The organism is Enterococcus pallens ATCC BAA-351, assembly GCF_000407485.1.
Lineage (GTDB): Bacteria > Bacillota > Bacilli > Lactobacillales > Enterococcaceae > Enterococcus_A > Enterococcus_A pallens.
Genome location: NZ_ASWD01000009.1, coordinates 26,857 through 49,195 on the forward strand (window position 1 = coordinate 26,857; position 22,339 = coordinate 49,195).

A 22,339-nucleotide genomic window follows, 5' to 3' on the forward strand; every position below is an offset into this window, starting at 1 on the left:
CAAAGCACCTCTTTTACGTCAATTAACGTTCAATTTGATAAGACTGTGTCATTGTAGAATTTGCTGCATTTACATCCATTTCAATTTCTACTACAGGGAATTTTTTATCATTTTCTTGCTGCATATTTTCGCTTGTTACCTGGTTAAGAATCTGTGAACTTACCTGAGATTCTATATGATTTTTGAATTCTGAAAAGCTTTCAGTGAATAATTCCCAATAGTTAGTATCGTTGACTCTATATTCAATATATCCACTGGCCAGTGCATCGTATTGAACAATACTTTTTCCATCAGGTGACTCTAAATGACCACTCATATCATAATATTCGTGCCATTCCCATCCTGTTGGTAAAGATTCCGCTTGAAGTATAGTTGCTATTTCATGGTCGTAAGCTTGATCATTACCATGTATCCTATCATTCACTAAACTCGGTTGATCTAACGGCTGTTTATCACTATTTAACTCTTCAAATTTCTCGAATTCTTTTAGATTAGCTTCCCTTTCAGAATAAACACGCTCTAAACTCTCTCTTACTTCACCTATTTTTTCATTAGAATAAAACGAAGCATTTGATAAAATTTCATACTTCTTTTCTAAATAGTCGACTCTAAGATTTATTCCTTCTAAATTAATACCAACTGAATCTCTATTGGAAGTCCATTTTTCAAATTCGGAACTGTCAGTTGAAACAAAGTTTGAGGAGTCTAAGATCATTTGATCCATTTGCTCGATCTTCCCACTATAAAAAAAACGAGTAACAGGATTTGAATTTGCTCGTTCATATTCTTGCCAAAACTTTTCATCAAGCATATATATTTCCCCTTCTTAAATTATTACCATCTATTGGTTTAATTCCTGTGAATTAGCTTTGTTCGTTTGTTCATTTACAGTTCCCATGTCAATTTGTACAACAGGTGCTTTTAGCTGATTATTTTTAATAACTAATTCAAGATTTTTCGAATTCACTTTAAAGACTTCTCCTTCGAAAGAAATTTCAAAATCATCTTGAACATTTCCTTCATAGATCCGTTCGTCTTCTCCAGACCAGTTATCTGTCCATTTCACAACATTTGAACCAACAATAAAATAATCCTGTTCGTGTTCCAAAGAAGATAAAACAAGCACTTTTTCATTCGCTTGGTGTTCTACGTCAAGTAGATCAAAAAAACGAGCGTCAGCGACAGTTAGCTCTGAATTCGGAATTTGAAATAATCCCTGCTCTTGTTTATTTACTGCAGCCACTAATTCCCCCATTGAATAGGTTGATTTGGGAATTGATTCTTTTACCATTTTTTCACCCTCTAAATTATTTTGAAAAAAAAAGCGTAAAATTTACGCTTCAAAGGTATTTAACGTTCTAAACCTTGGTCATACTGCTCTCTTTCTCGCATATTTTTTAAATAGACTTGTTGATTTTTTATACTTTGAAAGTCTTTTTTTAGTGCCTTTTTTACTTTAGATAAGTCAGGTTTTGCTGAATGACCGCCCCCACTTTTTGATTGCTTAGAAAGCAACTTATTCCAATCAACAGAACCGTCTTTAATCGGGATCGCATGTTCCGCCTTGTACTGATTGGACATTTCTTTGAGTAGGGAATTTCCCAAAAGAGAATACAGTTCCGCATTCTTATTGATTTTAAAATCATTGGCTCGTTGATACTCTTTTGTCCCTTCACCATATAAGTTCATATAGAAAGCAGAATTTTCATCCAACAATCTCTGCAGCTCGGTGAACTCGCTTTTTTCATAGGTATTAAGATAGGTAGTAATGAAACGATCAATATCTGGACGTATGGAATTGATGGCATTCATGTTGTACTTCCATTTGCTACGATCTGGCGGTAAAGAGCGATAAATTTTATCGTATAAATAGGTCAATTCACTATCAGGTAGTTGCCGCATACTTCCTTTATGCTTTCCTAATTGGGTACGTATCATTGAAGATATTTGAGCTAAAGGCTGGTCACGATCTAGCAGTTGACTCATAACCTGACTTCTAAAACGGTCTACATTTTTCTTTGAACGAAATCCTTTTCTCGCTTTGTAAGTCGTACCGTCTTTTCTGGTAAATGTGCCGTATTCACGAGTTGGTTCAGGTTCTACAATTGCAATATGGACATGGATATGATGAAGCTCGTTGTAATGAATTGCCGCAGTCCATACAGCACTATTTTTTAACTTCTCGGCATTTAATTGTTCATTCATAGCCACTCTTATTGCGTTCATGATTTTTGGTTCATTTAATCGGTCATTTTTAGGATCATACAGACCGACTTCTGTCAGCCAATCGGTATCAAAACTAACAACATCTTGCCACATCAATGAATCATTACTTTGTGCTTTACGAAATAAATTCTTTACGGCCTGTCGCTCTTTGATTGTCAAATGATCCTTGTTGGCCGTAAACAGCCCTGATGACTTTTCTGGATCTTCCATATACTGATTGTAGCCATCACTTTCCAGGATATTGTATTGGTGAAATTCCTTTGTACGTGTCGCCTCGTCACGATCAATGTAATTGATATACTTTTGGAATTTTTGATTGTTTGACATAACAAATTTCCACTTCATAACGAGCGCTGCTTTCACCATAATTAGTCAGTCCAATCTGCAAACGTTTCTCTATTATTGTCCGAGTCCAACTCACTAGATTCTTCTTTTTTCGGTAGGTTTTGAACTTGAGTCACCATAGATTTTTCATTTGCAACTGTCGTTACCGACTCACTTCTACTTCGTTTTTTCGCAGACAACTCTTTGTAATACTGGCCGACTTCGTGCATTGCTTTTTCCAATGGTGGTGTAACCAACTCACCCATTGATAAGTAACTGGTGACATTGTTATCAAAGTTGTAACTGTTCCATAAGTGAAGTAAGGTTCTAGCACTTTTCTCAGCGTCACCACTTCGCAGTAAAGTGAAATGAACTTCCTTTTGGATTTTGTCTAATTGACCAGTTATTTCTTTTTGCATAGAGGCCATATTTTCAGCAATCGTTTTATACATTTCATGCTCACGAAATATTTGTTCCAGAGCTTGATAAGCTGGTCGACGTTTCCCATCAGATTTTTCCAAATAGGGAGCAAGGTATGCCCAACCGTAATCGGATTCTTCGGGTTCCCTTAGATTAACTTCCAATTTTTTCACTAAAAATCCTCCTTCCGCAATTCAATAAATTCGTTCAATACTTTGGTGTTTTCGTTAAGCGCAAGAATCATATTTTGGGAAATCTCTTGTACCAGTATTTCGTATTTTTTGTTCAGTCCTTCAACCTCGGAATACATGACATGGTGCTCCAATAGTCGGCGGATATATTCTTCTCTGGACTGTGCATTTTGCTTCGCTAACTCATCAAGAGCAGCGACTGTCTTTGCTGGTACATTTCTAATTAATATGCTACTCAAATCATCAAATCCTTTATCAAAATATACAAAATAAGGTGTCCGAACGTGTTCGGAGAACTTACAAATCCCTGACATTGTGAAACAATGGGAAGGGATTTTGTAAGAGCATAAGGGAAACCTGCTATCAAATATGATAGAAACCGCAGTGCGGTTTGGTTTTAGAGTGATATCAGAAAACTTTGTGAACCATGCTCCATAGCGGGTCTTGCAACCTACTGACCTGATTCCTTAGCGGGTCATTTCGTCCATACCAGACTCTGCAGCAGGTCAAAAAATTAAGAGAACGAAGTTCTTCAGACCAATTTAAGGAAAAATCTCTAAAATACCAGGTTCCCTAGCGGGTCTTTTTTTCAAGCACGTTTACGGATTTTGTAACGTTTGCTTCCGATCATTCAATTTATTCAGCTTTAAATTCAACTCACTATTGCTTTCTTTTAGGGTTTCTATTTCTTTTTCGGTTGAATCGATTTGCGATTTATTTTGTTCAATCGTTTGCTGTACTTCTTTTTGTTCTTTATCTGTTCTTTCTTCTAGTGAGGCTTCTAAATTTTCGTTCGTTTTTTCAATTTTCTTGATTGATTTACGATGGTTTGTTTCCTTTTTATCATTAGATTTTATTTCTTTTTGTATCTGATCAATCTCAAATTTTACAGCGGTTAGTTCATAGGAATTTTTCGAACGATTTGGATTATATGGATCAGTGGTAGAAACTTCTTGTTTTACAAAATGAAGTTTCTGATTGTCACCCATTGACTCTAAATCCATCTTTTTAGCATAAATAGCTACTGCTAGTTTTTCCCAAGAATCGGGTAAGTGTTTGATCTTAACGACATACAAATCTTCATTAATTTTTTTGATTGAAGTATTATACTTTGTCTTATCCGTACGATTTGTTTTTGCAGATACTTTTAACTCATCAAGAACATTTGAGCTGTTGACTGGTGATAAGAAGGAGAAAACTAAGGTCTCCTCCTTTGGATAATATTGTCTTTCAATTAAGGTAATGTTTCTCAAATTAGATGAAATTTCTTCCCCAATTTTAGTAGATTTAGCATTCACTTCTGGCTTAACTAAAAAGCTACTGCTAAAGAAAAAAAGAAAAATACCGACGATAGCTAAAACCATACGTTGGTATTTTTTTCGTTCATTTTTTTTTAGCGAAATTTTTACAGCCACTTAACTTTTCCCCTCCTTCTTTCAAAAATTTCTATCCAAAAACTGACGCAATTTTTCTTTATTTGATCCTGAATATTGGTTTCCTTTTCTAACAATTGTTGGGACACTTTTTAAGTTGTACATTTGAATATAGCGACGGTTTAACGGCTGATTCATGTTGACAAAAATCAGGTCTCTATGGACTAAATTGTGATAATAGAGCAATGGAAAAACTGAGTGGCATTTGGGGCAATCGTCGCGATAAAACACGATTGTTTTTTCAGTTTGCGAACTCAGTTTTATCAGATTTGCTTCTTTTTCAAAGCTATTCATCTGAACAATTGACGTTCCAATTAGGCTAATAGATAACCCAATGAATAAGAGAATCTTCTTCCATTTTGCACCAATTATTTTTACCATTTACACACCTTATCTCATCACTATTTTTGTCTTTAAGGAATCATTACTTGCCCAATATTTTTAACTTCTGTCACTTGTTTTAATGTAGGATCAAAAACGATTTTATACATAAATTCACTTTCTTGCTTTTCACTACCTGCAATCGAAAGAGAATATTTTACTAACACCATTGCCGTAAGATTCATTTCATCAGAGGACATTCGATAAACTTCTGGATCGCCTTCTAATTTAGAAACTGTCGTAACTGTTGTTGTTAGTTTTTCGGGGTCTTTTGAAAAAAGAGCATCTAGTGTCGAGGAATTCGCATAAGGTTTTGCCTTTTCTTTTCTTGCTGCGACACTATCAGATTTCTTTTCCGTATCATAGTTATAAACAGCCTTAAACAATTCATTCGTAGTGGTTAATAGTGACTCATTAGCTGAACCATTTTTTTCTTTATTCAACGTATCATACTGTTCAGATAATTGAGTATATTGGATTGATAGCTTTGTATCTTTCGCTTTCAAACTTGCATTTTCTTGTTTCAATTCTTTGATAGTTTGAACTTTTTTTTGGCTATCATTTACCCATGAAAATGCACTAATGAGTAAAAATATCGAAAGAAATAGTGCTCCAATTTTCTTCATCCTATTGGGAATATATTCCATCTTAATTCCCCTTTCCTTGAATAAATTCAACTTGCGAAGTTGTTTCTTTATCGATCACACGCCAAGAGCGGGTACCCGATCCAGGACTAACGACATTGGTTTCACTAACTAACATACTACCGTCTGAATTGACGTACTCTACAACGGCGACATGACCATAAGGTGGTGTTGATCCGGCTAAGCCTCCATAGAAACTTGCAGCCCAACCAACCTGTGGTTTCCCTTTCACAACGGTGTATCCTCGTGCTCGTGCGGAAGCTGCCCATGAGCCGCCATTTCCTCCGTCCCCAGAGAACCATTCAATAGGTTTTCCAATTTGAGCCATACGATTATAAGCCCCCCAAGTACATTGACCCATTGGGTATTGATTACCAGCATAATTATTATTGTCAGGTGCTGGCAATGTTAATTTTCCTTTGTACTCCGGTGGAACTTCCAGCGTTGGTGCTGAAGTTTGCCCGACGACTTCACCAGCAGAATTATCTGTTTCAACCTCACAATTATCGCTGTCACTGTCTTCACTATCATCACTTCCAAGACCATCAATCGTTCCAAACCAATAGTCACCATATAAAGGGACTTCCTGACAACTTTTACCTGGTTCTGGCTCTTCAATCACTTTATTGTCACCACTATAAATTGCCACATGGTGTGAACTACCGACTGGTCCCCAAAAAACGAGATCCCCCTTTTTTGCTTCCTCTTTACTGATTTTTTTGACCGCATTTGATTGGGTTTCGGAAGTAGGTGGTAAGGTGATTCCAACCCTTTGATAGACCAACATAGTAAGCCCGCTACAATCCATCCCTTTATCCCAATCACGACCTCCCCAGATATACGGAACACCAAGTCTGCTTCTCGCAAAATCAATGATTTTAGAACGCTTGGAAGAATCAATTGTATTATCGGTAGAAGTAGCTGAATCTTTATCAGGAATTGAACTGTCCTCACCAATTGCACCAGACTTGTAAGGTGAAGTTCCGTACTTGGTAATCGCCTCTTGATCTAACCATTGGTAGTTTTTTCCTAATGAATTATAGGCACTTAAAAGTTTGGTCAAATAACTGGGATCAGTTGCCCATCCACCTTTAAAAATAGCCGTCAATGCGCTGATACCATCTGTATTATTGATTGCTCCAGTATAGAGTGTTTGGTGGGCCATAAATTCAGCTTTTCCGACTATTCCTGCATTATAGTCTTTAAACCAAGTGTAAGCTCCACCTGTCCCATCTCCAACATTTGTCCCGGGCTTTGTTCCAGTAATGTCAACAGAATCTTCACCAAAAGTTGCTAACGTAATCGGAAAATTAGACTTACTAGATGTCTTAACTCCTCCCATGTTGTGTGCTTGCCATAACGACGTTCCCGATGGATTTGTAAAGTTGAAACCATTCTCTACCATTGTTTGAGCAATGCTTGCAGACGGTAAAAAACCTCCCGCTTTCCACGAGAGGATATAGGCATCTTTATGCTGTTTAACAAACTCATCAATCGAAGCAGGTACTGCTCCAGAATCGCCATTAACCGAAATACTTGGTGTGTCAGAGGGATCGCAATTATTCTTTTGACTCATGTACATCATAGAAAACACAAAAATGATTACAACCAACAACGTCCCAAATACGAAGAAATTCGAAATGAGAAACGGGATAAAATATTTTTTAAGAATTAAATTTTTTACTCTTTTTCCCATTAAGCACCTCCATTAAATAGCGCTAATTCTTCATCTGTGACCTGGAATGTCATCTGAATATTTTGATCGCCGGCAATACTCATGATCCCCTGAGAGCCTCCTACCTCCTTGCTGGTCTGGAATTGTGCCATCATTGCGTACTCGGTATCCGTAAAGATATTTCCAAATATATTTTTCAAAAAATTCAAGGACGTAATGTCTTGCTTCAGTAATATTTTGTATTGGGTTAAACCGAAAATTTCTTTTAGTTTATTGGCTGCTTCAACGGTATCTTTGTCCTGAGCATTTTCCGCATTTGGGAACATTCGCTCAACACGTTGCGTTGCCAAGGCCAAACCAATAAATAATTTGCGTGCTTCAGACATCAATGTCACGAACCATTTTGCAGCATAGGCTTTCTCGATGTTTAAAATATTGTGACACTCATCCACGAGGATTAAACAACGGATTATATCCCACCAATTCTGTTGATTGCGATCAAATAAATCTTTCTGTTTTTTCCCGATACGGGTCACATTTCCCATGATATTATTCAGAGCTAAAAATAGTTGACAGTCAAAGACTTCTGAACCAAGTTTAGAAACTCCTTCTATATCGAAAAATACGATTTGATTTTCACCAAGATCTGGAACAGAGGTCTTTCCATCAAAAATTCGTTTGTATTGTTTCGTCAGAGGCTTCATAGTTATTCGTATTGAGCTGATTAGCCCTTTCGTATCATCTGGAGCAGTTGGCTCGATTTTATCTAAGTAAGCAATAAAATCACTCACTGTTGGGTACTCGTCATTCGATAGACTAGTAATGTCTATGGACTCATCTTCTTTCCAAATACCATAGTCAATAAAGAAATCCCACACTTGATCTTCAAAGACACTCACTAATTCGTCTGAAGCTTTTTTATTTCTGATCTTAAACAAAATGCCCAGCATTGAAATGTGCTGAGTAAATGAGCCTCTCACATCGACAACATAGGAATCATCTTCAGTTTTCTTTGATACAAGTGGGTAAACTTGGAACATATTTAAAACGCCACCTGTACCATCTAATGGAATAGATACCCCACCATATTCCTTGACTACATCTAAAAATTCTCCCGATTTATCAAATCCACGAATGACATTGCCTTTTGCTGCATTGTCTCGCAACAATTTCTTTAATACCGTTGATTTTCCAGAACCCATATCACCGGCTAAAAATAAGTTATAGTACAATCGTTTAGGCGATTTATAGAACATATCCCAATAAACGGTACCGCCAGTTCGGGTGAACCCATAATAAAATCCTGTTTCGTCATCTAAAAAAGTTTGATTATGGGCAAATCCTAAGCCCAACGCTTCGGCTTGAATATCCATGCCGTCCCGACGATTTCGCAACCGCCTTTGTTCTGACATTGGAATGAAAAGCGATTGCCATTCTTCTTTTTGTTCTCCCAAGAATACGGTGGCCTTATAACCATTTGAGTCGAGACTTTTCAATATATCGTTGACCTGTTTTTCTAAAGCTTCTAGGGTCGGCTGGCTACAAAAAATCCGGAATGCGACTTTTTTAATCTGTTCCCCTTGGCTCCCCATACTTAGACTTAAACGTCTTAAAATATCAATTTCCTGCTCTAATTCATCACGCTCCGTCGTTTTTGCTTTTTTCTTTCGAGATTCCAATTCTTCAATCGATTCACTAACACCTTTTTTATAGCTAATCTCGCTATCTGTCCGAGAATCCTTCATGACAATGACATTATCTATACTGGTTAAATCCATTAACCAGAACTCCGTCATGATGGTTGGTGTCTCAAAAATGTGGATTGTTGCTCGATAACCATCACCAAAACGATTGAAAAAATCTTCTTTGAATGATACGCCGCCTTGCGGCTGCGTATCATAAATAAACTGAACATCTTCATCAATTATTTTCTTTTTCATTGTCATAAATCTGAATCCCTCCTGTATTATTCAGGATATACAACATCTTTTTCACGTAATTCTTGTCCAATAATTTTGATTGAAAAAGATTGTCGAAACGTCTTAAGTTAGATATATTTTCTTCTAGCTCGTGGACTGTACGACCGAATATCACCACATACGAAGTAAGTTTTTTATACGTCTTTTCGATATACTTTAGTTTTTCCAACTCCGTTTGAAGAATCCTCATTTGGTGAATATCTTTCGACCGATCACGTTTATACTTCACGTAACTTTGTTGTTTTTGGTTCTCTTCAGGGAAATTCATGAATAGTTCTTTTACTGAATTACCATACTGTTTTTGAAACGACCAGTAGTTGTCGGTCACGAAATCAGCTTCTGCTTCATCTAAAAGCTCCAAATCGTATTTTTTTGTATCAAAAAAAGCCGCGTACCAACGCTGGCCTCTAATAGTTAATTTCACGTAATTCTTTTCATGAATGCCTGCTACCGGATAAACTTTAGTTAGCCGATTAATTTCTTTACGAACACTTCTTGGCTTTTTCTTCTCTTGTTTTTTTCGTTCAACAGAATCAAAGTTCATTCGTCTCCTCCTCTCTTGGAGGATTTACAGAATGATAGATTTTTCGATCCTTCAGTAATACCTGAATAGCGACCTGATAATTCTTTTTGCCATGAATATCACTAGGAGATAAAAGTAAATATAAAATCGCAGGATATGCCAAGATATAAGGAATTTCCAAAATACTAGGCACCAGGTAACTTGAAATGATCCCAATGAGCGGGCTACCAACGATTAGCAGCACGTCCTTAAAATCAAACTTTCCTTGCTTAATATTCGTGACAGCTTCCTTTGGTCTAGAAACTTCTTTCCGCATCTTCTCTCTTCCTTCTGATCAGTAAATTAGTCTTTAAACGAATCTTTGACACGCTTACTTGTCGCTTTTGAAACATCGTACACTTTACGAGAACGCGCCATTGTCGGCCCATTATAGATATTTCGAGCCGTATCCGCATATTTGTTCACCACTTTTTCACCAAGTGTTTCCATATCAATCGGACGTGGCTGCATATCTCGCTGCAGTTGAGCTTTTGCCTCTTGTACATGTTGTGGTAATTGGTCACCTGACACTTTCGGTGGCAATGGAATAGCTGGTTGGCCATCTAAAGCCTGACGAGCTTTTGAGGCACCAGAGATATCCTTAGCACTTTTAGTTGGACTAATTCCCATATTTTGAAAAGATTCTTTGTTTGCTTGAGTTTGTGCTGCCAGTGCTTTATTTGACAATGGCGCACCAGGTTTTGACATATTTTTAAGTGCTGCTGGTGGTTTATTCGCTGAAACACCCTCTTTTCCTGAACCTGGAATCGGAGTAATTCCTTCTTTTCCAGTAATGGGATTTCCCATTGGATCATTTCCTGTGGAATTATTTTCTGAAAGTGGAGCAGTCGTGCTATTTTCTGGTTTCTGACCTTCTTTGGGTGAACCAGTACCAATAGTTGTCCCACCTGATGGCAAATCCGGAGATACCTGTTTATTAGCTTTAAAACCATCCAATGCACCTTTGGCGGCAGCTCCAGTGTAAGCAGCTCCTCTTGCAGCTTTCCGACTTACACCAGCCACTTTTGAAGCGGCAGACTTCGTGGCATTTCCAATCCCTGATCCAACACCTTTTAACGCAGCACCGCCTTGTACAGCGGCTATAACTGTTCTTCCCACACTAGATAGCCCGGCATCGATACCAAAGAGCTGTTCAATAAAGTTTGGTCCGTCAATCACTAGCCATGCACCACCAGCTACAGCAAGTGGCTTCACTAAAGTCGAAAGCGAAGAATCCGCAACAAAGGCACTCCAAATATCAAAGAAATTAATTAAAAACATCATCAGATACAACACGATAAACGAATCTCTGATTTTTGTGGCTAATTGCTTGTTTCGTTGGCCGTCCTTTAAATCGGTTAGAGCAATTCCACTCGTAATGACATACAGCAGGCCGATCTCATTGATTAATTTAGCTGATTTGAAGATCACAAACGCATATACAATGCCTTTAGTGATCAATTCGAATGCGATTAACCACGGATGCCATGAGTAACGATAGTATGCAGGATCTCCGATCCCCCAAAAGCTCTTCATGTTTGCTTCTTTGAATTTACCATCAACTTTATTTAACCGTTTCGTCAACAGCTGTTGACCTTCTTCTGATAAAGGAGAAGACTCAAAAAGTTTTCCTTTCGTATCAACTTGTTCGCTAATATCTAAGACAATGAGATCATTTTTATCTTCGATATCATTCTGTGTGTCAGTGGATTCCCAACCATTTTTATCGACTGTATACAAATCGGTAATATTATTTTTGAATGTCTGAACACTAGCTGATTGCTCTCCGTTTAAAACATTTACTCCAGCTGTCGTCAATTCTGCTCCCTGCTGTATGGCCCAAGGCAAAACAAAAAACAACGTGATCGCAAACATGATATTATTGATCAGTTTATCCCGATCAAGTTTTCGAGTAATGATTAGCTGCCAACCAAAATAGGCGACCGCCACAACTGCCAATGACCAAATCACCGGTTGGTATTGACTGACAAAGTTCTGAACAGCGGGATATTGATAAAAGTTCATTAAACTGTAAACCTCTTTAGCTGCTCCTGAAAGAGCATCAACTACCCAAGCAAAAGCTTTCAACAATCCAAAACCGATTCCTCGTAACACATCCCACCAAAATGCTGCGACATGAAGTACATCCTGAAATTTTAATAGTTGATCAACCAAGCAAAGTCCCTCCCTTCCTACATAGTACTTTCGAGTTAATCACTCGACTGGACGTAAGCTAAATAGGCCTTTTTTAGATTTGGACGATTGTCACTATTACAAAATACTTTTAACTGCTCAATCGAAGTAAACTGACTCAATCGTTCCTTTTCTTGCACTGTTAAACGATCAAGATAAGCAGCTTGTAGGAACTTTCCAAATATCTTTGGTCCTAATTTATCTTCTAAACGAGTTGTATCCTTGGTATCTAAGGAGACACTATCAATGGACTCTACACCAGTTTTCATAAGATTCTCCTCCTCATTCTCATCTTCATATCTATTTTTTTGTGGTTGATCTTTGTGATCCGCAGACTTTCTTTTCCACTTTACAATGTAATCGACAAGATTAATTTCCTTATGTCCTTTCTTACTAAGCTCCAATTCAGACAAATTCAACTTTCCATCAAACCGAGGCATTAAGTATTCATAGTGAAAGGTCATATTGGTTCCTGTATCAATACTGGCAAAAATCGGGTAAGGTGTTATCTTGTTCCCATTCAGATCTCGACGCATTTTCGTTCGATCGAGTACCCATTCACCTTCACGTAAATCACGTAATTCGTTGGCTGTTAATAAGTTGCGACCTTCCTCATTTTCTCCATAGGATTTATCTGTACTCAGAGGATCTCCATGACGGTCTGTCTTAATGATAGTTTTGTCACCAATTTTCTTTGAAAAATATTCAGCGTCATCATATTCATCAGACATAATATAAATTTGATTGCCACAAGCACCAGTAATTGCTTTGCTGAGTTTATCGCCGTACTTATCATCTAGTTGCGAATACGATTGAATGATCAGGTGATAAACTAAATTTCTTTGCAATCCAACATTCATTGCTCGGCTTAATCCATCAATTGCAGGAATATTGGCCGCTTCCTCTAACCAATAACGAACACGTCGTTTCGTTCCCTCACCTGTCAGCGTTGCTCGTTCTGCTAGTACTTCATTAATTTGCGATAGAAATGTTGAAATGATACTATAGTTGCTATCATTCCAGTCTGGATACACAATAAATAAGGCTATGGGCTTTTTCCCATAGCCTAAATCTTCTAAATTAAAATCACTATCAAGCGTAAGTTTTGCGATAGCATCGTAAGTATAATTCTTTAATTTAGCCATTGTTCCGGTAAAAATCCCACTTCGTGTGATTCCTTGCGAAAATTTGATCGTTCCGTATTGTTTTCTAGCAACGCTGGTCACTGGTAATTGGTCGAAAAACTTATCTAGTGCGGTATTCCCTTTTTCATCAGGGTAAGCACCAAGCTCTTCTAACATACTAGTGACGGCATACATATTGATAACCTGGGTTTTATCTTGTTGAATCCCGATCTCACAAATTGCTAAAATTAGCGCATTTAGAAGGGAGATACTCGCCTCTTCCCACATTGGTTCTTTGGCGTTAGGGTTATGGTATAAGCTGAAGGAAAGACTATTGGCTAACATTTGTGCTTTGGTCGTATCGCCGCGCATATATGCTTGTTTCACTAAATCTAACGGATTGTAATGAATCCCATTGGTTGGATCAACTAAATTTAAGCAATACACGTCATAACCAAATCGCTCAAATTCTGATTTAGTATTTTTGAGCATATCCCCTTTTAAATCGTTCACAATAACCGAATCTTTTTCTTTGGCTCTCATGATCAAATCCAAAGACGGATAAGAAAAAAGAGACGTTTTACCTGATTGTGTACCACCTATTGTTAAGGAGTTTGTATTTTTGGTATCAATGAATACGTACTTTTCTTCTTTTTTCCATGGACCTAAACCAATCACTTTGGTGAAGGTTGCAACTGGTATCCCGGATTTCCCTTCATATTCTTCATCGTTGAGGGGAACCATTTTATACTGTTCTTTTAATTCTTTTAAAGTCGTAAACTTCTCAGACCCCTTAGTTAATAGATTGATATCTTTGTAAGCGATCCTCATGCTATAAATCTTTTTCCCAACGATCAAACCATTAAATCCAATTAACCCCCAATACAACAGTAAAAAGGGCGTATAAGTAATGAGGGGCTTTCCTAACCAATACAATCTTGGTTGGAAAGGAACAGGACCACCTTCATTCACAAAACTATTTAATTTGGGGATTATCCCTTGCAAAGACATGATCCCATTAAATATAAAGTTAATTAAAAGAACACCGAAAAGACAGAATAAAAGGCCTAAGACTGAAAGAAAGTAAGGATTCGCTAAATGCTTTTTCCATTGTTTGTACTCTTTATTCATGTAAATCGTCCCTTGTTAACTTTCTTTTCTCCAAGAATGATATCTTCCTTTCAGTTCCACAATCATTTGGGACCCATCTTGGATAAGAACAATCACACTCATTAAAATTACACTAAAGTATGAAAGATCCCGTTCAACGATTAATGAGTAGAAACAACTAATGATTAATCCTATACACAATAAGGAATAGAGAACATGCACGATAAGAGCTTCACTGTCCTTTCTGACGTATACACAGCAAGCAGTCAGCCAAAGAATGAATAAAAACAATAGTGACATCTTACTCCACCTCTTTCTTATACGATTTTCCCAGACTACTAGTTACTGGAAGCGTATAATTGACTATTTCGCTAATCTTCAATTGAAAAGGTGCATACCTCAGTCTAAATGAAATCTGGAAAGAATCTGACTTGTGGCTCAGGCCCCACATAGAGAAATAAGAAACGAGTGCTTGATTCACACTTTTTTCTCTATGCCCTTTAATATTCCGCAAATAAGGTTTCCATTCCTCAGAAATGTTAGGCAGATCTTCAACAGCATTTGCATCATTGATATTCTTCAAAGCCGGAAAAATCTCAGTAAATAGCTTTTTATCCTCAATAGCAACATATCTACGATAAAGAAGAAACGTAAACGCAGCTACTAAGGTACTTTTAGCGTATACAATTGAACTGTTTTCGCTAGAAAGAAGATCAATCGCCCCAAGCAAACCAATACACACGTAAAGGTATATGACAATTTGAAGTCCTGTTCTTATATACTTTGTTTTTTGTGTAACCATGTAAATACCGCAAACCAATATAAAAATGAAGACTGTGATAGTCTCCACTATAGAAGCAATACTGATTTGATTCACCTTATCTACTCCCTTAAAGCCTACGAAAAATAAGTCGTTGAAATGATTAAATCCCAGATGTGCCAAGAAAAATAAGAAAAACAAAAAGGCAAGGAATAAGAATCCTTGCCCATAGTGCCTAAAAAGAAGGTAGAAATATTTATTCTTTACACTCATTCAACCGCCCCCTCGGAACTTTGTCCAGCTGAAGCCGTTGGAACTTGTGCAACACCTGGATCAGTGGGTACTTGTTGTGAACTCTCTGATGGAGTAGGGGGTTCTGGATTACTTTCAACTTCTGGTTTTGGTAAACTATCGAAATCATTGATCACATTCGACACAGCATTATTTTGATTTGTTGCTTGCTCATTAACCACTTGAGCGGTTTGGTTGGCCGAATCGATTGCTTGTTGTGTTTCTTCAGTATTTACCTGATCTAGTTGGTTCCCTACTTCTTTATTTGTTTCACCCATGACATTGCTAGCTTCTTGTGCTTGAGTGATTTCTGGTTGCACTGCCGAAGCTACTTGGTCATTTTTATTGGCATTTGATACTGCAGCTCCTACTTGGTTTGCGACATTCGTCACATCCTCTTGGGCCTTTTGGTAATCAGCTTTCTTTTGATCAAGCTGACTTAATGTTTCTTCAGCATTTAGAATAGTCGTATTCATTTCATTGGTCGCCTTATTAGCTAACTCTTGTGTGCTCTTGATTTCAATCACTTTTTGACTTAATTTTTCGTACGTTTCTTTATAAAGATCCAAATTTACTTCTGGTACTGTTCCATCTACAGCGATTAACTGCTTTAGTTGAGTAGAAAGTTGGTTGTATTCAATGATCAAACTTTGAACCTTAGCCCATTGATCGGTCGCTTTGGTTGCTTGATTCTCTGTATTAGACTCTACGTTTTGCATATTATCCAATTCCGCTTTAACTTTAGCCAATTTTTCGTTGACTAGATTGGCTTTGTGAGTGGCATCAGACAATTCTTCTTTTGATTCTGTAATCAACTCATCAATCGAAGGAGCCGGATCTGGTGTTGGATTAGGGTTAGGATCGGGATCTGGCGTTGGTATCGGATTAGGGTTAGGAGTTGGATTTTGATCCGGCGCTGGGTCCGGTAATGGATTTGGAAGAGGGTTGAAATCATTATTTAAATCTGGGTCTTTCACACTCTCTTCTTCCTTTCCTTTATCCGGAATCTGATCCTTAATTAAACCAGCATCAGTATTAGATTCTTTATTAACTTCGGCCGCATGAACGACTTCAGACGCTTTACGGGCTTCCTCTTTTTGGGTTTGATCATCTAACGCTATCGCTAATTTATCAATCAGCCCTTTTTTCTCTGACCCCGACGGAATCTCGACACCAAATAGACTATTTTCTTTCTTATCACCAATGACAACACTTAATACATCATCTGCAGATTTATTTTCTTTCGCTTTTTGTTCTTTTTTAGGTGCTACTTGCTTTTCCCATGGATTTAATGATTGTTTGGATTGCTTACTGGATGAAGCCCCCTTCTGTTCTACTTTGAGACTTTCCTGATCATCAGGTTGATTACTGTAGATTCCATAACCAACAGCCCCTCCTAGTAAAGCTACTGAACAAAGGCTAATTAGTAGCCATTTCCTCTTTTGAGACAGTGACTCTTTTTTTTCTGGAGTATTTTCTTTATTTTCCGTCATTTATTTTTCCTCCTAATTGTTCAAGGTTGCTCAACCATAATTCAAAATTACTTTGAGCTTCTTTACGTTCAGATTCAGATAGTTTCGTGTTCTCTTTATCCGATTGATACTTTTTCAGCAAATTAACAATACTTTTCGCTACTTGAATATCCTCTGTTAATTCAGAATCTTTGATCTCCTTGTTAATTGCTTCAGCAGCAGCAATATCTTGATCTCGCAATTTCTCATAAGCTACAGCTTTTTTTGCTTGTTTGATTTGATCACTCAGTGTGTCATTTTCCAACACTTTATTGATTAACTCAGCTTCTTCCAGTTTACCTTGCGCTAAATAGGCGTAACCTTTCATTGCTTGAATCGTAGTGTCTTGTGTAATCCCCTTTATTTCAGTGACTTGTGACCACTTTTGATTCAGAAATGCCCAATAAAAAAGAGCCATTTTGGAATGGTATTTATCCGCCAACCGTTTTAATTCTTTCGACTCTTTCTGACTATATAGTTGTTCGACTAAGTTCATTTCCTCTTCAGGATATTCTTTCAGTGCTTGACTGTATTTTCCCTCTTTCACCAGTTCGGAATAGCTTTCTTTTTGATTGAAGCCAATGGAACCTGTCACAAAAAAAGGAATACCTACCCCAGCGACAATGAAAAGTACAGCTGCAAGAACAAGCCATTTCTTTTTTCTAGAAAAAAAGCCTGCAAAGTGACAGGCAGGCTTTTTCGGTAATCGATTCTTTTTCGTCTTAGGTTTTACTTGGTTTTCTTCCACTGCTGGTGAGAATAGTACTGATCCAGTTAGTTCCTCTGGCGCAAGTTCACGCGTTTCTTTGTCTTCTGTTGCCTTTGAAATCAGTGACGTTTTCTCCCTAATCGTAATTAACGGTGGTACAGGATCTTCCTTATATTCTTTTTCATGACTGTTGGTTACATTTTGTTCAGCCAGATATGCTTGATTAATACGTTGGAGAAGTTCGGATTTTTCTTCCTCGTCAGCATCTGGAAACTCTGTTTCTAGAAGGTTTAGCAGAAGTAGTCTCAAGTTACTTGAATCGTCTGTTCCAGCCAAAAATTCACTTCTAAATATTCTTTCTTCACCATCGTAAATTTCAATGATCACATAATTAGGCTTTTTCCTCACCGATAAGGTACTTGCAAATTCCTTGAGTTGTTCGTCTGCTTCGGTGAGGCTATACCTTTTTTTACCTGGTAACAACCTACCTAACTTTTTCTTGCTTGTACCAAAAATTACATACAAGTATACTCCTCCTTTCTCCAACGGAATTAATCAGGTGTATTAGCTTTTCAGCCAGGTAATAATCATTTCTGCACCAATTACAACAAAAATACCAATAACAATATTTTTCACACCATCTTGCGCTTCATCTAATTTCTGGCGATTTTTGGTCATAAAATGATACCCCATGATTGCCAACATAACTGATGCATAGCTACCAGCGACTGTTTGTATCCCTCTTAAGATAAATTCGAGCTTTTGAGTAACGAAATCCATTAAACTTTCCTCCTAATCGATTGATACTTCCTATACACTGGAAGGAAATCTATTTGTTTGTTCTTTAAATGATTTCAATGCTTTTTGAATGATTTCTTCATTCTCACTAAATACTTCATCATATTTTTGTGCAAGCCACTCGTCAAAATCTAAACCTTTAGCTTCTAGGATCAATTTTGCGGTTGCTTTCTTCTTTGTCAGTTCTTTATTCGTTATTGCCATAGGGGGTCCCCTCTTTCTAGTACATTCTTTCATCGAAATTGATACTACACGTAGTAGTCAATGACATATCCTTCATCTTCTTGCTTCTTTTTTTGTGCTTTGATTTCCTTTTCTACTTTTTCTTGAGTCTGTTTTGGTGTTACTTTTTTGTATTCTATTCCCGCAAATTGCGTTAGTTTTTCGAGCTCAGTGTAATAACTTTGTGCATCTACCTTTTTTACCCACATTTTTTTTACGCCATATCCCTCCCAAAAATAGCCAAGCTCTTTCAACCCGTATCTATACTCATAGCCATTTTCGATTCCGATATAGTAATAAGATAAAAATGTTGGTGATATTACTGGTCGAATTAACAGGTTTTCTGGTGAGGAATAATCTAAAAAAAACTGAACCTCACGTTCAGCTTCTTCTAACGTATTCGTTTCTTTTTGCCACGTTTGACTCATCGTAAACCAGTAAAAGCCACGATTTTTCAAGATATTCCTAAATGAACGGCCATCTTTTACTATGACCATTCTTTTTTTCATATCAGGAATACTCGGCACTTCCCAATTCGAGACTTCACCAAAATGTCGAACTAAACCAGGGTAATCAATTGCATCTGTTTCTTCAGTAACATCTAGCAAGTCCAAAAGATTCAAGCCGACAGCTGTTAGATACAACTTATACAAACGTTGAAAAAAAGGCTTCCCATGATCACTCTCTCCCAAGTCTTCATATTCTACATGGTGTGCTATTTCATGTAGGCAAGTGATCAATAAAAAGCGAGATTCTCTGGATAAATTGAAAATCTCAATCATTCGCTCTTTTCGAATATAATGAGCATGCTTAGTTTTCAGCTCTTTTGGCCGAATTCTGATAAAGTAACTCAAATACTTTTTGTAAGTATCAGGATAAGTGTAGCGTAGAACCGTATCAATCGTTCCTTTAATTAAGGCCTCATCTTTACTCATTTTCTTCACCTCCTAGCACCTTTTGTAAGAAAAAAGGAAAAAAAAGAATCAATCTGCCAATTGATTCTTTCGCTTTTCTCACATTTCTATTTTTTATTTGTTCTCACTTATCAGTGTTTACACTTTCCTTATGAACTAAAAAAGCTTTTTCAGCTGCTATATCTGCATTCTTAGCTGAAATACAAAGAGCCATGATAAAGACTCCCAAAGCCCCACCAGAAAGCAAACAGCACCCTCCAACAGCTAGTATAAACATGTCGATTTTCCTTTCTATTTCTTAACGTAAAAAAGACACTTAACAATTTTTATGTTAAGTGTCCGAATCTCAACTATTCTGTTAAAATAAATTGTCGCCTATCCGATAGTCTTCGCGACTAAAGGAGGTGTGTACTATGCTTTATGATCTTCTTTGCTCCCTTCTTGTTGGGGTGATTGTCACCCTATTCGATTATTGGCTGAATAATCGAAGCAAGAAGTAAAACAACAGACGGCGACATCAGCAAAAAAAGAACCCCTAGAGAATCCGACCTCTCTAGGGGTTCAGTGCGTACTACACTTTATATCTTTGCATGTTAAGATTAGCATGTTTCCACCTATTTTTCAACTACCCTAGTTGCCAAACAGAACACTTTGCGGATCGATTAACATACTCTGAGACAAGCTGCTGTCCCGACACACTTCCAAATGTAAATGACTTCCGGTACTGTTTCCAGTACTTCCTACATAGCCGATCGTTTGGCCTTGGGAAACTGTCTCGCCAGATTTTACTGTATATTGTTGTTGGTGGGCATATAGAGCAGTTGAACCGTCGTCATGCTGGAGTAAGACATAATTGCCCCAGCTGTAGTGGTACTCTGCTTTAAGCACTTTTCCAGCTTTTATGGCATGAATGGGTTCACCTTGTGCCGCAGCCATATCCAACCCTCGGTGAAATTCGCCACCTCTCATTCCGAAAGGACTTGAAATCGTGTAATTATTCAACGGTACCTTATAACCCTCTGAACTGATCATTGGCCCCTGGACTTCTTTGTCATACTCCGTTAAGTCATACGTTTCAATCAATCCGTTCAATTTCTTATTATATTGCGTATCCGTCGCATACCGCCCTGTAAGGAATTTAGTTGCTTCCTGATAAGTTTTCGCATTCGATTTCCAAACGCCTGAATAGAAAGTTGAATTGCCTGAAATCCCTTCTTTAATTAGTTTGGCATAATCTGTCAAGCTGTCTTCATAGTTTTCATAGACTCGAAACCCTGCCTGAGTCGCATAAAGATTTCCATTACCGAAATCCTCTTGGGTAACCATAGAAACGGATTTTCCATTGTGAGTTCCCTTAATACCAAACAGATTGTAGTTCGGTGCTTGTGCCAACTGGCTTTGGCCGCTAGCTGATTCTAAAATTGCTTGAGCAATCATCACTGACGCATACAGATCGTACTCTTTTCCGATTTTTCGTGCCGGTTCACCAATTTTACGAATGAAACTATCGACAGACTCATCTTTTTCAAAATGTAGTGTGCCATCCTCCGTAACGCTTGCTGAAGGAATAAATTCTGCTAATTCAGCTGTTGCCTGCTGATCAATTGCTGGTTTTTGTTGTGCTGCTTCCTGATTTTGAACGACTTCTTGTTTAGGTTGTTCCGCTATTGGTTGATCAGGATTCACCGGCGTCGCTGGTTGCTGTACCGATTCCTTCTGGGGTTCTTCTGCTTTCGGTACTTCCGATTGACTTGGAACTGTTGATTCTGACGGTTTTGTACTTTCGCTAGATGGTACCGTTGACGATTCACTGCTTGCAGTCGTACTACTTTCACTTGAAGGCACCGTTGACGATTCGCTACTTGTTGCCGTACTACTTTCTGTTGTTGTGGCTGTTTCCGACTCTTCTTTTGATTGCTGCACCTGCTCTGCTGTACTTTGTGGCGAGGTTTCATCCGCAAATACATTTAAAGGTGTTGCTAGAAATGCCTGTACAGATAAGAACAATGCAGAAGCGATTCTTGAAAATTTCTTCACCAATATCCTCCTTATTTCACTAAACACTTCCTGCTAATACTCTCAGTTCATGTGGAATGAAACAACGGATTTCTTCCTCATGAAATCCCAATTCCATCTTTTTGCCATCAAATAAAATGGGGGTTCTTAATGGACTTGGATCTTTGATTAATGAGTCTAGGGCTTGAGTTAGTGTCATATCATCAAAATGAGAAGAATCTACTGTGCGCTTGATTAAGTCGTCCAATCCATTCTCCGTATGTCTCAACAAGAGTTTTAGTTCCTTTTTACTAAGACTATCTTTTTTTATTCTATGTTCCTTATACGGAATACCCTGACTCACTAACCATTTCCGTACTTTCCTATCCGATTGTCCATTGCTAAAATAAACGTGTAATACCATTGTTGCTCTCTCCTCTTTTTTATCTAAAAAGATTATAGGGGAGAATCAACTCATTTTTCTTTATTTTTTCTGATTTTTTTACGAAAAATTCAAAATGTCCTTGTGAATAAACTTTTCGATTGCCCTCTTTTTCATGTGTTCTTTTCTGATCTACTGCTACTTCTTTATATTTGGCATTCCCTCTAACACACTGTCTACCATCTACAACCCGTATATACGTCCTATAGTTGCTTTGAGTGATCAGACCAATTATTTCCACGTTAAATATACTCGACTCATTTACCAACTTATTTCCAAATAACTCAGCTACTTTGTTGACCGTTAAGCGAATACTTGATAAGTAGTCGTTTTCATCGAAATTGAGTTTGACTTCCTTACCAATTGTCAAAAAAAGAACGTTCTCTTGTTCTTTCATATGTTTTGTCATTCTCTGATTTCCCCTCCAAAAAAATT

Annotated in this window: 25 protein-coding genes; 1 reads left to right on the forward strand and 24 read right to left on the reverse strand. The window is 37.6% G+C overall.

Translation table 11 applies throughout. The features are described 5' to 3' along the window. Positions 1-22: 22 nt before the first annotated feature. The 21 genes from I588_RS25755 to I588_RS27765 form a co-directional block, all read right to left on the reverse strand. On the reverse strand, positions 23-811 hold the full coding sequence (locus tag I588_RS25755; RefSeq protein ID WP_010760172.1) for a hypothetical protein: 789 nt from the start codon (positions 809-811) through the stop codon (positions 23-25). A 30-nt stretch (positions 812-841) separates the two neighbouring features. Then, entirely contained in the window at positions 842-1,291 is a 450-nt protein-coding gene (locus I588_RS25760; RefSeq protein ID WP_010760171.1) for a hypothetical protein, read from the reverse strand. A 59-nt stretch (positions 1,292-1,350) separates the two neighbouring features. After that, positions 1,351-2,592 (reverse strand): MobP2 family relaxase, encoded by a 1,242-nt coding sequence (mobP2, locus tag I588_RS25765; protein ID WP_010760170.1) that lies wholly within the window; start codon positions 2,590-2,592, stop codon positions 1,351-1,353. Positions 2,593-2,594: 2 nt separating this feature from the next. Next, positions 2,595-3,143: a hypothetical protein gene (locus I588_RS25770; protein WP_010760169.1), complete on the reverse strand. Its 549-nt coding sequence runs from the start codon at positions 3,141-3,143 to the stop codon at positions 2,595-2,597. Continuing rightward, positions 3,143-3,400 (reverse strand): FitA-like ribbon-helix-helix domain-containing protein, encoded by a 258-nt coding sequence (locus I588_RS25775; RefSeq protein ID WP_016250098.1) that lies wholly within the window; start codon positions 3,398-3,400, stop codon positions 3,143-3,145. Before I588_RS25775 ends, I588_RS25770 begins: the two co-directional genes overlap by 1 nt. A gap of 360 nt (positions 3,401-3,760) precedes the next feature. Then, the gene (locus tag I588_RS25780; RefSeq protein ID WP_010760167.1) at positions 3,761-4,576 is read right to left on the reverse strand and encodes a coiled-coil domain-containing protein; all 816 of its coding nucleotides are present in this window, start codon (positions 4,574-4,576) and stop codon (positions 3,761-3,763) included. A 21-nt stretch (positions 4,577-4,597) separates the two neighbouring features. Then, a complete protein-coding gene (locus tag I588_RS25785; RefSeq protein ID WP_010760166.1) occupies positions 4,598-4,975 on the reverse strand; it encodes a thioredoxin domain-containing protein in 378 nt (125 codons plus the stop codon). A gap of 32 nt (positions 4,976-5,007) precedes the next feature. After that, on the reverse strand, positions 5,008-5,622 hold the full coding sequence (locus tag I588_RS25790; protein ID WP_010760165.1) for a hypothetical protein: 615 nt from the start codon (positions 5,620-5,622) through the stop codon (positions 5,008-5,010). A 1-nt stretch (position 5,623) separates the two neighbouring features. After that, positions 5,624-7,315 carry an NlpC/P60 family protein gene (locus tag I588_RS25795; RefSeq protein ID WP_010760164.1) on the reverse strand — a complete coding sequence of 564 codons (1,692 nt, stop codon included), beginning with the start codon at positions 7,313-7,315 and terminating at the stop codon, positions 5,624-5,626. After that, complete coding sequence (locus I588_RS25800) at positions 7,315-9,240, reverse strand: VirB4 family type IV secretion system protein (protein WP_010760163.1); 1,926 nt, start codon at positions 9,238-9,240, stop codon at positions 7,315-7,317. The genes I588_RS25795 and I588_RS25800 overlap by 1 nt, the downstream gene beginning before the upstream one ends. Then, entirely contained in the window at positions 9,215-9,817 is a 603-nt protein-coding gene (locus I588_RS25805) for a hypothetical protein (RefSeq protein ID WP_010760162.1), read from the reverse strand. Before I588_RS25805 ends, I588_RS25800 begins: the two co-directional genes overlap by 26 nt. Further along, positions 9,807-10,112 carry a hypothetical protein gene (locus I588_RS25810; protein WP_010760161.1) on the reverse strand — a complete coding sequence of 102 codons (306 nt, stop codon included), beginning with the start codon at positions 10,110-10,112 and terminating at the stop codon, positions 9,807-9,809. Before I588_RS25810 ends, I588_RS25805 begins: the two co-directional genes overlap by 11 nt. A 26-nt stretch (positions 10,113-10,138) precedes the next feature. Next, the gene (locus I588_RS25815; RefSeq protein ID WP_010760160.1) at positions 10,139-12,010 is read right to left on the reverse strand and encodes a pLS20_p028 family conjugation system transmembrane protein; all 1,872 of its coding nucleotides are present in this window, start codon (positions 12,008-12,010) and stop codon (positions 10,139-10,141) included. A gap of 35 nt (positions 12,011-12,045) precedes the next feature. Continuing rightward, the gene (locus I588_RS25820; protein WP_010760159.1) at positions 12,046-14,283 is read right to left on the reverse strand and encodes a VirD4-like conjugal transfer protein, CD1115 family; all 2,238 of its coding nucleotides are present in this window, start codon (positions 14,281-14,283) and stop codon (positions 12,046-12,048) included. Between the two features lie 280 nt (positions 14,284-14,563). After that, positions 14,564-15,295 (reverse strand): hypothetical protein, encoded by a 732-nt coding sequence (locus I588_RS25830; protein WP_010760157.1) that lies wholly within the window; start codon positions 15,293-15,295, stop codon positions 14,564-14,566. After that, positions 15,292-16,806 (reverse strand): RodZ family helix-turn-helix domain-containing protein, encoded by a 1,515-nt coding sequence (locus I588_RS25835; RefSeq protein ID WP_010760156.1) that lies wholly within the window; start codon positions 16,804-16,806, stop codon positions 15,292-15,294. Before I588_RS25835 ends, I588_RS25830 begins: the two co-directional genes overlap by 4 nt. Further along, complete coding sequence (locus I588_RS25840; RefSeq protein ID WP_010760155.1) at positions 16,793-18,058, reverse strand: hypothetical protein; 1,266 nt, start codon at positions 18,056-18,058, stop codon at positions 16,793-16,795. Before I588_RS25840 ends, I588_RS25835 begins: the two co-directional genes overlap by 14 nt. A gap of 39 nt (positions 18,059-18,097) precedes the next feature. Further along, the gene (locus I588_RS25845) at positions 18,098-18,313 is read right to left on the reverse strand and encodes a hypothetical protein (RefSeq protein WP_010760154.1); all 216 of its coding nucleotides are present in this window, start codon (positions 18,311-18,313) and stop codon (positions 18,098-18,100) included. A gap of 30 nt (positions 18,314-18,343) precedes the next feature. After that, a complete protein-coding gene (locus I588_RS25850; RefSeq protein WP_010760153.1) occupies positions 18,344-18,535 on the reverse strand; it encodes a hypothetical protein in 192 nt (63 codons plus the stop codon). A 44-nt stretch (positions 18,536-18,579) separates the two neighbouring features. Continuing rightward, positions 18,580-19,488 (reverse strand): hypothetical protein, encoded by a 909-nt coding sequence (locus I588_RS25855; protein ID WP_010760152.1) that lies wholly within the window; start codon positions 19,486-19,488, stop codon positions 18,580-18,582. A gap of 103 nt (positions 19,489-19,591) precedes the next feature. After that, positions 19,592-19,744 (reverse strand): hypothetical protein, encoded by a 153-nt coding sequence (locus I588_RS27765; protein WP_010760151.1) that lies wholly within the window; start codon positions 19,742-19,744, stop codon positions 19,592-19,594. Positions 19,745-19,880: 136 nt separating this feature from the next. Between I588_RS27765 and I588_RS27480 the strand changes: the two genes are divergently transcribed. Further along, positions 19,881-19,967, forward strand: coding sequence for a type I toxin-antitoxin system Fst family toxin (locus I588_RS27480; protein WP_174316924.1), 87 nt, complete (start codon positions 19,881-19,883; stop codon positions 19,965-19,967). Positions 19,968-20,097: 130 nt separating this feature from the next. Here I588_RS27480 and I588_RS25860 read toward each other — a convergent pair whose 3' ends face one another. The 3 genes from I588_RS25860 to I588_RS25870 are packed head-to-tail and all read right to left on the reverse strand — an operon-like array spanning position 20,098 to position 22,313. After that, positions 20,098-21,504, reverse strand: a complete 1,407-nt coding sequence (locus I588_RS25860; protein WP_010760150.1) for a glucosaminidase domain-containing protein — start codon at positions 21,502-21,504, stop codon at positions 20,098-20,100. A 19-nt stretch (positions 21,505-21,523) separates the two neighbouring features. Continuing rightward, positions 21,524-21,886: an ArsC/Spx/MgsR family protein gene (locus tag I588_RS25865; protein WP_010760149.1), complete on the reverse strand. Its 363-nt coding sequence runs from the start codon at positions 21,884-21,886 to the stop codon at positions 21,524-21,526. A 19-nt stretch (positions 21,887-21,905) separates the two neighbouring features. After that, positions 21,906-22,313, reverse strand: a complete 408-nt coding sequence (locus I588_RS25870; RefSeq protein WP_010760148.1) for a hypothetical protein — start codon at positions 22,311-22,313, stop codon at positions 21,906-21,908. Positions 22,314-22,339: the final 26 nt, after the last annotated feature.

Bases quoted from the DNA above. Each gene is read 5' to 3' on its own strand.
- I588_RS25755 (WP_010760172.1), bottom strand. From the start codon at position 811: ATGCTTGATGAAAAGTTTTGGCAAGAATATGAACGAGCAAATTCAAAT.
- I588_RS25760 (WP_010760171.1), bottom strand. From the start codon at position 1,291: ATGGTAAAAGAATCAATTCCCAAATCAACCTATTCAATGGGGGAATTA.
- mobP2 (WP_010760170.1), bottom strand. From the start codon at position 2,592: ATGGTGAAAGCAGCGCTCGTTATGAAGTGGAAATTTGTTATGTCAAAC.
- I588_RS25785 (WP_010760166.1), bottom strand. From the start codon at position 4,975: ATGGTAAAAATAATTGGTGCAAAATGGAAGAAGATTCTCTTATTCATT.
- I588_RS25790 (WP_010760165.1), bottom strand. From the start codon at position 5,622: ATGGAATATATTCCCAATAGGATGAAGAAAATTGGAGCACTATTTCTT.
- I588_RS25795 (WP_010760164.1), bottom strand. From the start codon at position 7,315: ATGGGAAAAAGAGTAAAAAATTTAATTCTTAAAAAATATTTTATCCCG.
- I588_RS25800 (WP_010760163.1), bottom strand. From the start codon at position 9,240: ATGACAATGAAAAAGAAAATAATTGATGAAGATGTTCAGTTTATTTAT.
- I588_RS25805 (WP_010760162.1), bottom strand. From the start codon at position 9,817: ATGAACTTTGATTCTGTTGAACGAAAAAAACAAGAGAAGAAAAAGCCA.
- I588_RS25810 (WP_010760161.1), bottom strand. From the start codon at position 10,112: ATGCGGAAAGAAGTTTCTAGACCAAAGGAAGCTGTCACGAATATTAAG.
- I588_RS25820 (WP_010760159.1), bottom strand. From the start codon at position 14,283: ATGAATAAAGAGTACAAACAATGGAAAAAGCATTTAGCGAATCCTTAC.
- I588_RS25830 (WP_010760157.1), bottom strand. From the start codon at position 15,295: ATGAGTGTAAAGAATAAATATTTCTACCTTCTTTTTAGGCACTATGGG.
- I588_RS25835 (WP_010760156.1), bottom strand. From the start codon at position 16,806: ATGACGGAAAATAAAGAAAATACTCCAGAAAAAAAAGAGTCACTGTCT.
- I588_RS25845 (WP_010760154.1), bottom strand. From the start codon at position 18,313: ATGGATTTCGTTACTCAAAAGCTCGAATTTATCTTAAGAGGGATACAA.
- I588_RS25850 (WP_010760153.1), bottom strand. From the start codon at position 18,535: ATGGCAATAACGAATAAAGAACTGACAAAGAAGAAAGCAACCGCAAAA.
- I588_RS25855 (WP_010760152.1), bottom strand. From the start codon at position 19,488: ATGAGTAAAGATGAGGCCTTAATTAAAGGAACGATTGATACGGTTCTA.
- I588_RS27765 (WP_010760151.1), bottom strand. From the start codon at position 19,744: ATGTTTATACTAGCTGTTGGAGGGTGCTGTTTGCTTTCTGGTGGGGCT.
- I588_RS27480 (WP_174316924.1), top strand. From the start codon at position 19,881: ATGCTTTATGATCTTCTTTGCTCCCTTCTTGTTGGGGTGATTGTCACC.
- I588_RS25865 (WP_010760149.1), bottom strand. From the start codon at position 21,886: ATGGTATTACACGTTTATTTTAGCAATGGACAATCGGATAGGAAAGTA.
- I588_RS25870 (WP_010760148.1), bottom strand. From the start codon at position 22,313: ATGACAAAACATATGAAAGAACAAGAGAACGTTCTTTTTTTGACAATT.